This is a genomic window from Echinicola salinicaeni (genome assembly GCF_014280965.1).
Taxonomy (GTDB): domain Bacteria; phylum Bacteroidota; class Bacteroidia; order Cytophagales; family Cyclobacteriaceae; genus Echinicola; species Echinicola salinicaeni.
On record NZ_JACODZ010000009.1, the window covers coordinates 1 to 16155 of the forward strand.

Here is a 16155-nt window from a genome sequence, read left to right on the forward strand (position 1 = left end):
TGACAAGGAGCTATAGCTGCTCAGCATTTGTCATATGAAGCGTATCCAGTCTTTACTCTTTGTTCTTTCTTCTATTATCTCAAGTCTCAAGTCTCTTTACCCTTGCTACTTGATACTAGCTACTAGATACTTCAAATAATGCTGTTCCCCCTTCGGGGTCTTGAGGGAAAAAGGTTAATTAGGAATGCCGAAAGCTGAATGTCAAAAGTCTAAGGCTGAAAGCTTAGTCCCATACTCAGTCTTTGCTCTTTGTTCTTGACTCTTGATACAAGCTACTAGCTACTAGATACTCAATTCTTCAATTAATGCTGTTCCACATTTGCAATGTGGAACCCCTATAAACGGGCATTTGCAATGCCCCTTTGAATCCATGGAAAACGAATATATGCAGATATATGATCCCCAGGCTAGTGTAAAAAATAATGCGATGTCGTAAAGAGATTCTTCCTTGCAGTCAGAATGACAAGGAGCTATAGCTGCTCAGCATTTGTCATATGAAGCGTATCCAGTCTTTACTCTTTGTTCTTTCTTCTATTATCTCAAGTCTCAAGTCTCTTTACCCTTGCTACTTGATACTAGCTACTAGATACTTCAAATAATGCTGTTCCCCCTTCGGGGTCTTGAGGGAAAAAGGTTAATTAGGAATGCCGAAAGCTGAATGTCAAAAGTCTAAGGCTGAAAGCTTAGTCCCATACTCAGTCTTTGCTCTTTGTTCTTGACTCTTGATACAAGCTACTAGCTACTAGATACTCAATTCTTCAAATAATGCTGTTCCACATTTGTAACTTGGAAGCGTATCCAGTCTTTGATCTTTACCCTGTCCCGATGACTATCGGGATCTTTTTTCATTACTCTTATATCTCACGTCTCCTGTCTCACGTCTAGGGTCTAGCATCTAATATTACTCTCACCCAATAACTTTATCTTAACTTGAATAACGTCAACCACCCCAAAAAACTCCTCTTCATCACCTGGGACAGTGACAGCACCAATTACCTGGAAAGCCTTTTCCTGCCCATATTGGATGGCCTCCAGGAACAGGGAGAATATAGCTGTGCCATCCTCCAATTTTCCTGGGCCAAGCCAAATAAGGTAAAGCAATTAAAAAGCCTGGCTGCAGAAAAAGGCATAGCCTATTGGCATCATCCCATTACCAGAAAACCACATCCATTGCTGGGAACCTTATGGACTACTTACCAAGGGAGAAAGATGATCAAAAAACTGATCAAGCAGGAAGGGGTTGATATCATCATGCCCAGAAGCACCATGCCGGCCCTGATGGTCAATAGACTCTGGTGGGTATTGAAAAGGAAAGAGGTGAAGGTGGTCTTTGATGCAGATGGCCTGCCCTTGGAAGAGCGCTTGGACTTTACCTCATTGGAAACGACAGACTTTCAGTACAAATACCTAAAAAGGCAAGAGACCAAGATGCTCAAAAAGGCAGATAAGGTCTTATGTCGGACCCAAAAGTCCATAGACTACCATATTCCCAAAGTCGGGGAGAGCAGGAGAAGGGATTTTTCTTTGGTAAGCAATGGTCGGGATGCCTCCCTATTTTCATTTTCTGTCAAGTCACGGGAGCGGGTCAGAGAGGGCTTGGGCTTGGAAGAGGAGGCAAAGCTTTGGGTGTATACAGGTACCTTGGGACCCCAATATGCCCTGAAGGAGATGCTGGGGATATTTGCATTATACCTGGAAAAACATCCCCAAAGCCGCTTTTTAATTTTATCATCCAATGATATTTATCTAAAACAACATACCCCAAAAGACCTTAAAGACAAACTGATCCATAAGGCGGTGCCCTTTAAGGAAATTCCCGCTTATTTATCTGCTGCTGACATAGCCCTTTCCCTGCGCCTACCAGCATGGAGCATGAGGGGAGTAGCGCCCATTAAGCTAGGGGAGTATTTGTTGATGGGACTTCCCGTGATAGCCAGCAGTGGTATAGGAGATACCGAACTACTATTTCAAGGCCTGCCCTTTGTCCATTTATATTACCACCGCGAGCAGGAGAGAAAGGAAAAAGCCGTAGAATGGCTCGAACAATTGCCCCCAGTCAACCGCCAAGAAATCAGAAGCTTTGCTTTAAACCATTTTACCTTGGCAAAAAGCGTGGAGGCTTATAAAAAAGTATTAAGTGAGGTTGTTTAATGGTTTGATTTTAAGTTGTTTAAATTATCCTAGTTAGTGTTGATTACACAGCTGTTCCACATTTGTTATGTGGAACCAATATATCAGGGCATTTGCAATGCCCTTACGTTTACGTCTCCGTTGTCCCGTCAGTTGTACTGCGGGACGATGAAGCTTGAGTCTCTGACTCAACTATATTTATGTGTCTCAAATCTCAATACCCTTTGCTAGCCTGAATTTGCAATCCAGACTCACCGAAAATTGGCATTTGTAAGCCACAAACGGATTCAAGCTTCCAACTTTACACTTCCCACTTTGTACCTTATACTTCGTACCTTATCTCCGGTCTCCTGTCTCCCGTCTCAAATCCTTTCTACTTCAAACCTTGTTCTATAGCGCGTTAGGCTCCCCTTCAGGGGCCGGGGGTAGCGATGGGAATGCAGAGCGCCTAAGGCCTAAAGTTGAAAGTCAAAAGTCGAAAGCAGATAACCTATTCCATTCCCAATCTTTACTCTTTATTCTTTACCCTCATCTTGCTACTAGCTACTAGCTACTCAATACTCCAAATAATGCTGTTTCCCATTTACAATTTGGAACTCATATAAAATGGCATTTGCAATGCCCCAACCCACAAACAATTAACCAGTTAACCCTTAACCATTCCCGAATCCCAATCCCCAATCCTCCAATCCCCCAGCCAGGCTGCCGCAAGGCAGGTTCGACAGTTCAACAGTTCGACAATTCACCTGTTCAACCATTTTTCATTCCTAATTCTTCATTCCCCATTCATCATACTCCCTTCTCCCGTCTCCAGTCTCAAATCTCAAATCTTCACCTAATATCAAACGATGCTGCAAAGAGACTCTCTGTTCCTAAGGTCTAGTTGATATATTGAAGCTAAAGGCCAAAGGCCGAAAGCTGAAAGTTCGTTCACGGAGCTGTTCAACATTTACAATAAGGTGCCTGATCCTTCGTACTTTCTACATCGTACTTCCCACCTCATACTTCATACTCCCATCTCACGACTCAATACTCATGACTCAGACAACTAAGACGCTCTACCAAAGGCAGCCAGGTTCGCTACCCTCAGAGAGCCAAAAGATAGCGTGAATCTATTCTTACAAGAGGGAGCATCCAGTCTTTGTTCTTTACTCTTTTCTCTTTATTCTTTACTCTCATCTTGCTACTAGATACTAGCTACTCAATACTCCAAATAATGCTGTTCCCCATTTGCAATGTGGAACTCATATAAAAGGGCATTTGCAATGCCCCAACCTCAAACAATTTACCATTTAACCTTAACCATTCCCGAATCCCGAACCCCAATCCCCCAGCCAGGCTGCTGCAAGGCAGGTTCTACAGTTCGACAATTCATCAATTCAACCATTTTTCATTCTTCATTCCTAATTCTTCATTACCCAGTTAACCCTTAACCATTCCCGAACCCCAATCCCCCAGCCAGGCTGCTGCAAGGCAGGTTCTACAGTTCGACAATTCATCAATTCAACCATTTTTCATTCTTCATTCCTAATTCTTCATTACCCAGTTAACCCTTAACCATTCCCGAACCCCAATCCCCCAATCCTCCAGCCAGGCTGCCGCAAGGCAGGTTCGACAGTTCAACAGTTCGACAATTCATCAGTTCAACCATTTTTCATTCCTAATTCTTCATTACCCATTCATCATCTTCCATACTTCCTACCTCGTACTCCGTTCTCCAGTCTCAAATCTCAAATCTCAAATCTCCACCTAATATCATACGATGCTGCAAAGAGACTCTCAACCTACCAAAGTTAGACAGGTTCGCTACCCTCAGAGAGACAAAAGATAGCGTGAATCTATTCTTACAAGAGGGAGCATCCAGTCTTTGTTCTTTACTCATTTCTCTTTATTCTTTATCCTCATCTTGCTACTAGCTACTAGCTACTCAATACTCCAAATAATGCTGTTTCCCATTTACAATTTGGACCTCATATAAAATGGCATTTGCAATGCCCCATACCCAAACAATTAACCAGTTAACCCTTAACCATTCGCAATCCACCAATTCCCCATCCTGGCTGCCGCAAGGCAGGTTCGACAGTTCAACAGTTCGACAATTCATCAGTTCAACCATTTTTCATTCCTAATTCTTCATTCCCCATTCATCATCTTCCATACTTCCCACCTCATACTTCATACTCCCATCTCACGACTCAATACTCATGACTCAGACAACTAAGACGCTCTACCAAAGGCAGCCAGGTTCGCTACCCTCAGAGAGACAAAAGATAGCGTGAATCTATTCTTACAAGAGGGAGCATCCAGTCTTTGTTCTTTACTCTTTTCTCTTTATTCTTTACTCTCATCTTGCTACTAGATACTAGCTACTCAATACTCCAAATAATGCTGTTCCCCATTTGCAATGTGGACCTCATATAAAATGGCATTTGCAATGCCCCAACCTCAAACAATTTACCATTTAACCCTTAACCATTCCCGAACCCCAATCCCCCAATCCCGAATCCCGAATCCCCAATCCCCAATCCAACAATTCCCCATCCTGGCTGCCGCAAGGCAGGTTCGACAGTTCAACAGTTCGACAATTCACCAGTTCAACCATTTTTCATTCCCCATTCATCATACTCCCGTCTTCCGTCTCCCGTCTCCCGACTCAATCCCCCATCTAAAATCTCATATCTCAATTCTCAAGTCTTAAATTTTTACTAGTTTAGATTTTTCTTAACCACCGAAATATGCTCCAGTACCTTTTTGTTATTCTATTGATTTGTCTATGCATAGTGGACAATATGCGAATGGCCAAAAGAAAAGCGATGCCCAATACCTACCTGGCCCACCTTCAGGGGCTATTGCTATATCATATGTCCATGGTACTGGTTTTTAGCTACTATATAGGCATGGAAGGAGGGGATAGCAAAGGCTATTGGGCACTGAGCGGCCCTTTGGCAGATCCTAATGCAGATTCTTGGGGCGATTATTTTGGGGTAGGCTATCCATTTATCTATTGGCTCAATTATCTCCCTTCCAAAGTCCTTAACTGGTCATGGTGGACAGGGAATATAATCTATGCCCTGATCGCCTATTATGGCTTTAGGTATTGGAGTAATATCATACTTTATCATTACCATAGTGGTCCAAAGTTTAAGGGATTGCCTCTGGCCTTGGGCTTACTTTATTTGCCCAATATACATTTTTGGACAGCAGGGGTAGGGAAGGAAGCACTCTGTTTTTGGGGATTGTCAGCACTGGTTTTTGCACTGTCTCAAAAGAGTGAAAGGAAATATTGGGTCTTGGCGATGATGGCCTTGGCAAGTGTTTTTATGGTAAGGACCTATTTGGCAGCCTTGATCGCTATCGCTTTGATAGGGGTATATGCTTTGGAGCTAAAATGGCTTTCCAAGCGCTACAAAATAATTTTTGTACTGGCTTTGGTACTATCGGGATTGAGTATACCCGTATTTTACTGGTATTCAGGAATCAAGGAACTGCCTAACCTTAACCCAATTGAAATTAGTAGGCAGCAGATAGCAATGCTCAGTGGTGAGGGCATAGGTTCCTCCGTGCCCATGTTGGAATACGGACAAGCCATGCGTTTGATAACCTATTGGTTCAGGCCATTTATCTGGGAAATAAAAGGTGGATATATGGTGATGGCAGCGGCCATAGAAAATAGTCTGATGATGGTCCTCTTGATTTTCTTTTTGCTTAAGGCAAGATGGCAGTCTTGGAGGATAATCCCACTTTTTCATCGCTTTGGGCTGCTATTATTTCTGTTTAGCTCCCTATTATATGCCAATAGCCTGGGGAATTGGGGAATAATGATGCGCATGAAAGCCCCCTATATGCTATTGATCATATTGTTCCTGGCTTGGATGTACAAGGAGAAAACCAAAGAAGCCTCTCAAGGCATTTAGCGATCAGTTTTTAAGGTTCGACCCCTTCGGGGGCTAGGGAGGAAAATCGGAATGATGGATGCCGAATGCCTAAAGCTGGAAGGCAAAAGCTTAAACCCTATTCTATTCCCAATCTTTACTCTTTATTCTTTACCCTCATCTTGCTACTAGATACTAGCTACTTGATACTTCATATAATGCTGTTCCAAATTTGCAATTTGGAACTCATATAACATGGCATTTGCAATGCCCCTAAAATTCATATTAAACCAAATCTCTATTGGTTCTACTTTAAGATTTGTCTGTTATCGTGTGAGGTTCGACCCCTTTGGGGTCGTTGGGACGACGTGTTGAATGACGTCTACGTATATTTGACCCCTTCGGGGTCTGGGGAGGAAAATCGGAATGATGGATGCCGAATGCCTAAGGCTGGAAGGCAAAAGCTTAAACCCTATTCTATTCCCAATCTTTACTCTTTATTCTTTACCCTCATCTTGCTACTAGATACTAGCTACTTGATACTTCATATAATGCTGTTCCAAATTTGCAATTTGGAACTCATATAAAAGGGCATTTGCAATGCCCCAACCTCAAACAATTTACCATTAACCCTTAACCATTCCCAATCCACCAATTCCCCATCCTGGCTGCCACAAGGCAGGTTCGACAGTTCAACAGTTCGACAATTCATCAGTTCAACCATTCTTCATTCCTAATTCTTCATTACCCATTCATTATACTTCGTACATCGTACCTTATCTCCGGTCTCCTGTCTCCCGTCTCAAATCCTTTCTACTTCAAACCTCGTTCTATAGCGCGTTAGGCTCCCCTTCAGGGGCCGGGGGTAGCGATGGGAATGCAGAGCGCCTAAGGCCTAAAGTTGAAAGTCAAAAGTCGAAAGCAGATAACCTATTCCATTCCCAATCTTTACTCTTTATTCTTTACCCTCACCTTGCTACTAGATACTAGCTACTCAATACTCCAAATAATGCTGTTCCAAATTTGCAATTTGGAACTCATATAAAAGGGCATTTGCAATGCCCCTAAAATTCATATTAAACCAAATCTCTATTGGTTCTACTTTAAGATTTGTCTGTTATCGTGTGAGGTTCGACCCCTTTGGGGTCGTTGGGACGACGTGTTGCATGACGTCTACGTATATTTGACCCCTTCGGGGTCTGGGGAGGAAAACAGGAATGTTGAATTAGGAATGTGGAATACAGAAAGCTGAATGTCAAAAGTCTAATGCTTAAAGCTTAGTCCTATTCTCAGTCTTTACTCTTTCTTCTATTATCTAAAGTCTCAAATCTTACATCTCTTTATTCTTTACCCTCATCTTGCTACTAGCTACTAGCTACTCAATACTCCAAATAATGCTGTTTCCCATTTGCAATTTGGAACTCATATAAAAGGGCATTTGCAATGCCCCAACCTCAAACAATTAACCAGTTAACCATTAACCCTTAACCATTCCCAATCCACCAATCCCCCAGCCAGGCTGCCGCAAGGCAGGTTCGACAGTTCAACAGTTCGACAATTCATCAGTTCAACCATTTTTCATTCTTCATTCCTAATTCTTCATTCCCCATTCATCATACTCCCGTCTCCTGTCTCAAACCTTTCCATGATACTTTGTACTTCGTACTTCATCCCTCGTACCACGCAATGCCCCAACCTCAAACAATTAACCAGTTAACCATTAACCCTTAACCATTCCTAATCCCCCAATCCCCTAGCCAGGCTGCCGCAAGGCAGGTTCAACAGTTCATCAGTTCAACAATTCATCAGCCTGGCTGCCGCAAGGCAGGTTCAACCATTTTTCATTCTTCATTCCCCATTCATCATACTTCCTACCTCGTATTTCCCACCTCCCACCTCATACTTCCTACTAAATTTCACTTTATAGACTTAATTAACTAGTTTTGCTAAACAATTGAATACCTTTAATACTCCCCTAAAAGGGAATAAAATTCACGCCTTTTGAAATGTTTTTGTGATAAACAGTGAATATTTATATACAAAAGTGTATTTTTAGTTATTAATGAGAAATTCCATTTTTACCATATCGCTGGATTTTGAACTGCACTGGGGAAGATTCGATAAATTCCCACTGGCTGCTGAACGGGATTATTACCAAAATGCTCGCCTGGCAATACCCAAAATATTGGAATTGTTTGAGGCTTTTGGGATAGAGGCCACCTGGGCTACAGTGGGTATGCTCTTCGCCGAAAGCTGGGACGAATGGAAGGATTATTTGCCAAGTGATTTTCCTACTTATACCAATACCAATCTTTCTGCTTTTGAGTGGGCAGCAAATAATATGAACGCGGACCCAAAAAGCCTTTTTGCTCCGGAATTGATCAAAAGGATCATCAACAGCCCCGGACAGGAAATAGGCTCCCATACTTTTTCACATTATTATACCCAGGAAGAGGGGCAGGAATTGTCTCAATTTCGGGCAGATTTAAAGATGGCCAAGAAGATTGCCAAGGAAAAATTTGGGCTTTGCCTCAGCTCTTTGGTATTTCCTAGAAATCAATATGGGCCAGAAAGTATTGCCATCTGTAAAGAGGAGGGCTTTGAGGCTTTTAGGGGAAATCCCTCTGATTGGTTTTGGAGAGCCCCGGAAAAAAGCAACTTATTGAAAAAGGTTTTTCGCACTGGAGATACACTTTATGCATTGGGCAACAGGACTTCCTACCCCTTGGAGCAGGTTTTTAATGATCCATCCGGGATGATCAACCTACCCGCCTCCCGTCTGTTGAGGCCATATAGGCAGCCTTCTATTTTTAATCAACGCAGGATACAGCGGATTATGGAAGAAATGACCTTGGCAGCAAAAAACGGGGAGGTATACCATTTATGGTGGCATCCACATAATTTTGGTGCCTATACCTCGGAAAACTTAAGTTTTTTGAAGGTGATTTTACAACATTTTAAAGGGTTGGAGGAACAATACGGCATGCAGTCCTATAATATGCTTTCCCTCAGCGGCACACACAAAAAAGTAAAGGCAGTCTCTTAAAACCAAAAGACCAAGCTAATCCATTATGGCTAAGGCTGAAAACCTATTCCATTCCCAATCTTTACTCTTTATTCTTTACTCTCATCTTGCTACTCAATACTCCAAATAATGCTGTTCCAAATTTGCAATTTGGAACTCATATAAAAGGGCATTTGCAACGCCCCAACCCCCAAACAATTAACCAGTTAACCATTAACCATTAACCATTCCCCATTCCCAATCCACCAATCCCCCAGCCAGTCTGCCGAAAGCCAAGTTCAACAGTTCGACAATTAACCAGTTCAACCATTCCCCATTAATCTCCGTTGTCCCGTCAGTTGTACTGCGGGACGATGAAACTTGAGTCTCTGACTCAACTATATTTAAGTATCTCAAATCTCAATACCCTTTGCTAGCCTGAATTTGCAATCCAGACTCACCGAAAATTGGCATTTGTAAGGCACAAACGGATTCAAGCTTCCAACTTCCCAGTTCGTACTTTATACTTCGTACTCCTGTCTCCCGTCTCAAATCCTTTCTACTTCAAACCTCGTTCTATAGCGCGTTAGGCTCCCCTTCAGGGGCCGGGGGTAGCGATGGGAATGCCGAGCGCCTAAGTCCTAAAATTGAAAGTCAAAAGTCGAAAGCAGATAACCTATCCCATTCCCAATCTTTACTCTTTATTCTTTACCCTCATCTTGCTACTAGATACTAGCTACTCAATACACCAAATAATGCTGTTCCAAATTTGCAATTTGGAACTCATATAAAAGGGCATTTGCAATGCCCCACCCCCAAACAATTAACCAGTTCAACCATTCCCCATTCCCGAACCACAATCCACCAATCCCCCAGCCAAGCTGCCGCAAGGCAGGTTCGACAGTTCGACAATCCATCAGTTCAACCATTCCCCATTCCCGAATCCCGAATCCCGAATCCCGAATCCCGAATCCCAATCCACCAATTCCCCAGCCAGGCTGCCGCAAGGCAGGTTCAACAGTTCGACAGTTGGACAATTCATCAGTTCACCCATTCCCGAATCCCGAACCCCAATCCACCAATTCCCTAGACTGGCCGCCGCAAGGCAGGTTCGACAGTTCGACAATTCATCAGTTAACCCTTAACCATTCCCCATTCCCGACTCCACCCAATAAATTCCTTTTCCTTTTGAAATAACATTATTTCCTTTCTTATTTTTTGACTAATGAGCTAAAACCATAAAAAATGATCAAGATTATTTAAATAAATTCAATAAATTGGCTTCTTAAATTTGGATTAGCTTAAGCGAAATTGAAGAAGCTCTTCAATGAGAAATTTTAAGACCTTAATTTAGATTGAGGTTTTGTTCGGATTTATTTCACTCTATAAAAGATTAGACTCCTGGGGGTGTAAGTTTGATTTCATTTATAGTATTATTTGTACGAGTTAAATCAATTAAAAATGAAAATTCAAAGGATGGCCATTGGAGGATCAGTTTTTGAATAATTGTTGAAGGTGTTTAAAAAAGGAGTTAGCTTGTGAAGTGGACGAGCAAGATCAACTCATTTTTAACCTGAAGCAATTTTTCAAAATCAAATTGGGAATATGAAAAAGCTCGGAAATGAAATTGACCAATTTGAAGGAGGCTCCACAGGCCTAGTCCCGATAGCTATCGGGATGGTTCTTTTCATCAATGGAAATGCGCAGCATTCATGAAGACCATTAAGAACAAAACAATACCTGAATAAAAGAACAGAAAACTTCATTAAGAAACTATAAAACAACTATGTAAATAAAATTTATTATGTATATCCGCAAAGACACCACTAGCTTTTTGTAAATAAGATATTCTTTCAGTAAGAACACAAAAGTCCAAAGAAACGATATTTTATTCCGTGAAAATCTGTGGAATCCGTGAGAAATAAGCTTACTGGTGTAATAGCGGATAATCATAAAATTTATTATGTATATCCGCAATTGCACCAGTAAAAGTTAAAAGCGAATCGAAATGTTCGTTTTAATTTAAATATCAACTCCTTCGGTCTTCAGTCTTCAAACTCCCGACCACTTAAGCAAAGGATTTAAGGTTACTGGCATCATTGCGGATAATCAGAAAATTTATTACTCAGATTATAAATTAAAAAAAAAGCAAAAAAATAAATCTATTAAACCCCTTAATAATGCATAAAAATTATCGCTTTTTTAGTTTAGCACTAATTAGCAGCTTATTAATTTCTTTTGGCCTTAAGGCACAGCAGGCTTCACCAGAAAAGCCAAACATTATCTTTATACTTACCGACGACCTTGGATACGGGGACTTGGGTAAATTCTTCCAAAATGAGCGAATGGCTGCTGGAGACCGCAGTGAGCCTTGGATATTAACACCCGAATTGGACAATATGGCTGAAGCAGGAGCCATGCTGACCAATCATTATACGGCAGCACCGGTTTGTGCGCCTTCTAGGGCTTCCATTCTAATGGGGGTAAACCAAGGCCATGCCCATGTGAGGGACAATCAGTTTGATAAGTACCTGGGAGATAATTACACCATAGCAGACGTACTCAAAGAAGCAGGCTATTCCACCGCCCTGATCGGTAAGTGGGGCTTGCAAGGTCCAGGAGAAGGCCCTGATTGGCCATCGCATCCGCTCAAAAAAGGATTTGATTATTACTATGGTTATATCCGTCATCGTGATGGTCACGAACACTATCCTGTGGAAGGCATTTATCGTGGAGCAAAGGACGTGTATGAAAATTATGATATTGCCCAAGGGCTGGACAAATGCTATACGGGGGATCTTTTCACTGCCAAGGCCAAGCAATATATTATTGAGCATAATAAGGACAAGGAAGATGAGCCATTCTTTATGTTCCTTTCCTATGATACGCCCCATGCGGTTTTGGAGCTGCCTACACAGGATTACCCTGAAGGAGGCGGTCTAAATGGTGGTTTACAATGGCTCGGAACTCCAGGTAAAATGATCAATACGGCCTCTGGAGAGGTGGATTCCTTTACCTATCCAGAATTTGCCAATGCTACCTATGACGATGATAAAAACTCGGCTACACCGGAAGTGGCTTGGCCCGATACTTATAAGCGCTATGCAACGGTCAATAGGAGAATTGATGATCAGGTAGGTGATATCCTGCAATTATTGAAAGACTTGGAAATTGATGAGCATACCTTGGTGGTCTTTACTTCTGATAACGGACCTTCTAGGGAGTCTTATTTGCCAAAAGAATACGTTAATTACACCCCAGAGTTCTTCAATAACTTTGCCCATTTCGATGGGATCAAAAGGGATGTATATGAAGGAGGATTGAGAACGGCCACCATAGCCTACTGGCCAGGTCAGATAAAGGAAAATACCGTGGTGGATGAGCCAAGTATTTCTTATGATTGGTTGCCTACTTTTGCAGCTGCAGCAGGTATAGCTGCCCCGGTAAGAACCGATGGGGTATCATTATTGGCCTCGCTGACCGGAAAAGGAAAGCAGTCGGAAAGTCAAGTATACGTGGAATATTCCCAAGGTGGAAAAATACCTAATTATGCGGAGTTCAATGAAGCCCACCAAGGTAAGAAACGTGGTCAAATGCAAATGATCCGTAAAGGAAATATGGTAGGCGTAAGGTATGATATCCAAAGCCATGATGAAGATTTTGAGATCTATGATGTCACTGAAGACTCCCATCAGGCCCAGGATTTGGCTGCCTCAATGCCCGAACTTCAAAAGGAGTTTAAAGCTGCTGTTTTGAGAAGAAGGATTGCTGATGCAGAGGCTCCTAGACCTTATGATAAGGAATTGGTGCCAGCTGTGGATTTGAAAAAGGCAAAACCAGGATTAACGGTTCATAGCTTCAACCATGATGCCCCTTGGATTCCGCAATGGACCGGTAAGGCTATTCAACGTAAAAAAATAAACACCCTGTCTTTTGGCGATGAGCAGTCTAAAGGTAACCTTCAGGTATATGAAGGCTATATAAGAGTGCCGGGAGATGGTAAATATGAGTTTTCCGTGGAAGCTGGAGGCCAAAAAGTCTTCATGAGAATCCATAATATTGGAGTTTTGGATGGGAACTATTCCTCTGAAGGGCCAATCTCCGGTACCGTATACCTAGAAGCTGGTTATCATCCCATCAAGCTTTATTATTCAAATAAGGACCTAACCGCTGCCCCAGCATTGAACCTATACTGGAACTTCAATGACACTGGCAAAACTGAGCTACCCGACAATGTCTATTTCAAGTAACCAATTACTGCCTAATTTAGAAATAAAATTATTGTCCAGTAACTCAGCTGTTGGACAATATTATACCTGAATGTGTATCCGTGTCTTTGCACGTATCCTCTGAGATACGAAATAATCACCGAAATCCCTTATTCGGCCTTTGGAGCATTCGGTTTTGGAACAGTTGAGGAGGGCGTTAAGAAAATGAGCTAGCTCGCGTAGTGGAACAGCGAGATCCGCTCATTTTTAGCCCGAAACAAGTTTTCCAAAATCAAATTGAGTTAATGGTCCCAATCGAATCCGTAAGCGACTCAATTTGAAGAAGGCTCCATGGCCTAGATTTTTTGCCTACTTTTTCATCAATGGAAAAAGTAGGAAAGCTTAAAAACAAACTTCTATCTTTGTTTGGCTACATGAGGTTTAGTGGTTACACATATAATCTTGAGCATTTTGCTCAAAAAACAACCATAAAGTGAATTTCAATCAAGAGTGTTAAGACGATATTTAATGAGAACCAAAACAAATAAACAATAAACCACTTATGAAGTACAAACCTTTAAAACTCCTGGCCCTGGGCTTTCTAGCCACCATGTCTGGAGTAGCATGTAGTTCCAAGACCCAAACTGAAACTACTGAAGCTGAAGTAAGCAAACCCAATATCATCGTTATCTATATGGATGATTTGGGATATGGGGATGTCAGCGCTTACGGGGCCACTGAAATCAATACGCCAAATATGGACAAGCTGGCCAATGGTGGAATCCGCTTTACCAATGGATATGCTTCATCGGCGACCTGTACCCCAAGCCGTTATGCGCTATTGACGGGCATGTATCCATGGAGAAATAAAAATGCTAAAATCCTTCCTGGGACAGCACCTTTATTGATCAGTACTGAGCAAATGACCCTTCCTAAAATGCTGAAAGAACAAGGCTATTATACCGGGATAGTAGGGAAATGGCACCTTGGTCTGGGCAATGGGAATGTCAACTGGAATGAAAAGATCAGCCCTAGTCCCAATGAAGTGGGCTTTGATTATAGCCATATTTTGGCAGCTACCCAAGATAGGGTGCCTACAGTTTATATAGAAGATGGCCATGTGGTCAACCTTGATCCAAACGATCCTATTGAGGTGAGCTATTCCAAGAACTTTGAAGGAGAGCCTACTGGCAAGGATAACCCGGAATTATTGACCATGAGATGGCACCATGGACATAATAACAGCATCGTGAACGGTGTGCCAAGAATTGGCTTTATGAAAGGTGGGGAATCAGCCAAGTGGTCTGATGTGGACATGGCTGATCATTTCTTGGCCAAGGCCCAAGATTATGTAAAAGCCCATAAAGATGAGCCTTTTTTCCTTTACTATGCACTGCAGCAACCTCACGTACCCCGTACCCCGCATCCTAGATTTGAAGGTAAATCAGGTATGGGACCTAGAGGGGATGTCATCTTGGAAGCAGATTGGTGTGTAGGTGAATTCATGAAAACCTTGGAAGAAGAAGGCTTATTGGAGAACACATTGATTGTTTTCTCAAGTGATAATGGTCCAGTATTGAATGATGGCTATTATGATGATGCAGTAGAGAAATTAGGGGACCATACACCTGCAGGTCCGCTAAGAGGTGGTAAATACAGCCTGTTCGAAGCGGGCACCCGTGTGCCGTTTATGGTTTATTGGAAAGATAAAATTGCCCCTCAGGTTTCTGATGCCTTGGTATGTCAAATGGATTTGCTGAATTCAATGGCTGACCTGGTAGGCAGTGACCAAAAAGATTTGGATAGCAAAAACCTCTTGGATGTTTTTATGGGAGATTCCCAAGAAGGCAGGGATGAATTGGTCTTGGAAGCCACTTCGAGAACCGCCTTGAGGCAAGGGGACTGGATCATGATTCCTCCATACAAAGGAGCAGCAGTAGCGAGCCAGGTGAATATTGAATTGGGCAATGATAGTGAATACCAACTCTATAACCTCAAGGATGATATTGGACAGCAGAACAACCTGGCAGCAAGTAACCCAGAAAAACTGAAAGCAATGGTCGCTGATTATAACCAAATCAGAGGCAATGAAAACACAGAAGTTGAAGCTTTGGAATTAAAATAAGCCTCACCAAAACTACTCAAAAGAGGCTGTCTCATAGGTCTATTTTTGTGTCATTCTGACGAAAGATTTCTTCCCGTTGACTAACGGGAAAGAATCTCATCTAGTTGATTTTCACCATTAAGCAAATCAATAGATTTATCCTCACATCGACATGACAAATATTGAGACAGCCTTAATTTTTTTATTAGCCGAGTTTGATAGCTGAAACACGATATGTTCGACTCCTTTGGAGTCGCAGGATACTTTAGATTAGACGATCTCGTTAAGAATGTTTGATCCCTTCGGGATCATTGTGCAGAAGTAACCTATTCTTGATGCCATATTTTTTAATGTCATAGTACTAAGGGTTAAAATATGCTTGATCCATTTGCATCCAGATATGGTCTCACTTCCTCTAAGAAAATTAGCCATGTTACGGTCTATACCCCGAAGGGGGTAAAACATTTTTATATTCATAAAGAAGATTGATCTTTTGATCGGAATGAGGTCAAATATACCATTAGGTAAGAGACCATTATAATCTTTGCACTATGCGATTGGCCTTATCGATAGTTCCCTTAATATATTTATTACCCACCTCTCTATTGCCCTTACCCCGAAGGGGTAAAACATTTTTATATTCATAAAGAAGATTGATCTTTTGATCGGAATGAGGTCAAATATACCATCAGGTAAGAGACCATTATAATCTTTGCACTATGCGATTGGCCTTATCGATAGTTCCCTTAATATATTTATTACCCACCTCTCTATTGCCCTTACCCCGAAGGGGTAAAACATAATTAGGATCGAAAGCGATAATCAGAACACGACCCC

At 41.9% G+C, this 16155-nt stretch carries 9 protein-coding genes; 5 read left to right on the forward strand and 4 right to left on the reverse strand.

Annotation, left to right across the window (positions count from 1 at the left end; genetic code table 11):
- The first annotated feature begins 930 nt into the window (after window positions 1-930).
- The gene (locus tag H7U17_RS17360) at window positions 931-2151 is read left to right on the forward strand and encodes a glycosyltransferase family protein (protein WP_186758029.1); all 1221 of its coding nucleotides are present in this window, start codon (window positions 931-933) and stop codon (window positions 2149-2151) included.
- A gap of 1906 nt (window positions 2152-4057) precedes the next feature.
- Here H7U17_RS17360 and H7U17_RS17365 read toward each other — a convergent pair.
- Entirely contained in the window at window positions 4058-4234 is a 177-nt protein-coding gene (locus tag H7U17_RS17365; RefSeq protein WP_186758030.1) for a hypothetical protein, read from the reverse strand.
- A gap of 631 nt (window positions 4235-4865) precedes the next feature.
- Here H7U17_RS17365 and H7U17_RS17370 point away from each other — a divergent pair.
- On the forward strand, window positions 4866-6044 hold the full coding sequence (locus H7U17_RS17370; protein ID WP_186758031.1) for a hypothetical protein: 1179 nt from the start codon (window positions 4866-4868) through the stop codon (window positions 6042-6044).
- A gap of 502 nt (window positions 6045-6546) precedes the next feature.
- On the opposite strand, the gene H7U17_RS17375 is transcribed toward H7U17_RS17370, so the two are convergent.
- Window positions 6547-6714 (reverse strand): hypothetical protein, encoded by a 168-nt coding sequence (locus H7U17_RS17375; RefSeq protein ID WP_186758032.1) that lies wholly within the window; start codon window positions 6712-6714, stop codon window positions 6547-6549.
- 1350 nt (window positions 6715-8064) lie between these two features.
- Between H7U17_RS17375 and H7U17_RS17380 the strand changes: the two genes are divergently transcribed.
- The gene (locus H7U17_RS17380) at window positions 8065-9048 is read left to right on the forward strand and encodes a polysaccharide deacetylase family protein (protein ID WP_186758033.1); all 984 of its coding nucleotides are present in this window, start codon (window positions 8065-8067) and stop codon (window positions 9046-9048) included.
- Window positions 9049-9240: 192 nt separating this feature from the next.
- Here H7U17_RS17380 and H7U17_RS17385 read toward each other — a convergent pair whose 3' ends face one another.
- The gene (locus tag H7U17_RS17385; RefSeq protein ID WP_186758034.1) at window positions 9241-9423 is read right to left on the reverse strand and encodes a hypothetical protein; all 183 of its coding nucleotides are present in this window, start codon (window positions 9421-9423) and stop codon (window positions 9241-9243) included.
- Window positions 9424-9746: 323 nt separating this feature from the next.
- Window positions 9747-10043: a hypothetical protein gene (locus tag H7U17_RS17390; RefSeq protein WP_186758035.1), complete on the reverse strand. Its 297-nt coding sequence runs from the start codon at window positions 10041-10043 to the stop codon at window positions 9747-9749.
- A 1143-nt stretch (window positions 10044-11186) separates the two neighbouring features.
- On the opposite strand from H7U17_RS17390, the gene H7U17_RS17395 reads away from it, so the two are divergent.
- Entirely contained in the window at window positions 11187-13256 is a 2070-nt protein-coding gene (locus tag H7U17_RS17395) for a sulfatase-like hydrolase/transferase (protein ID WP_186758036.1), read from the forward strand.
- A gap of 520 nt (window positions 13257-13776) precedes the next feature.
- On the forward strand, window positions 13777-15339 hold the full coding sequence (locus H7U17_RS17400) for a sulfatase family protein (protein WP_186758037.1): 1563 nt from the start codon (window positions 13777-13779) through the stop codon (window positions 15337-15339).
- Window positions 15340-16155 lie beyond the last annotated feature (816 nt).

Bases quoted from the DNA above. Each gene is read 5' to 3' on its own strand.
- H7U17_RS17365 (WP_186758030.1), bottom strand. From the start codon at position 4,234: ATGAATTGTCGAACTGTTGAACTGTCGAACCTGCCTTGCGGCAGCCAG.
- H7U17_RS17370 (WP_186758031.1), top strand. From the start codon at position 4,866: ATGCTCCAGTACCTTTTTGTTATTCTATTGATTTGTCTATGCATAGTG.
- H7U17_RS17375 (WP_186758032.1), bottom strand. From the start codon at position 6,714: ATGAATTGTCGAACTGTTGAACTGTCGAACCTGCCTTGTGGCAGCCAG.
- H7U17_RS17380 (WP_186758033.1), top strand. From the start codon at position 8,065: ATGAGAAATTCCATTTTTACCATATCGCTGGATTTTGAACTGCACTGG.
- H7U17_RS17395 (WP_186758036.1), top strand. From the start codon at position 11,187: ATGCATAAAAATTATCGCTTTTTTAGTTTAGCACTAATTAGCAGCTTA.
- H7U17_RS17400 (WP_186758037.1), top strand. From the start codon at position 13,777: ATGAAGTACAAACCTTTAAAACTCCTGGCCCTGGGCTTTCTAGCCACC.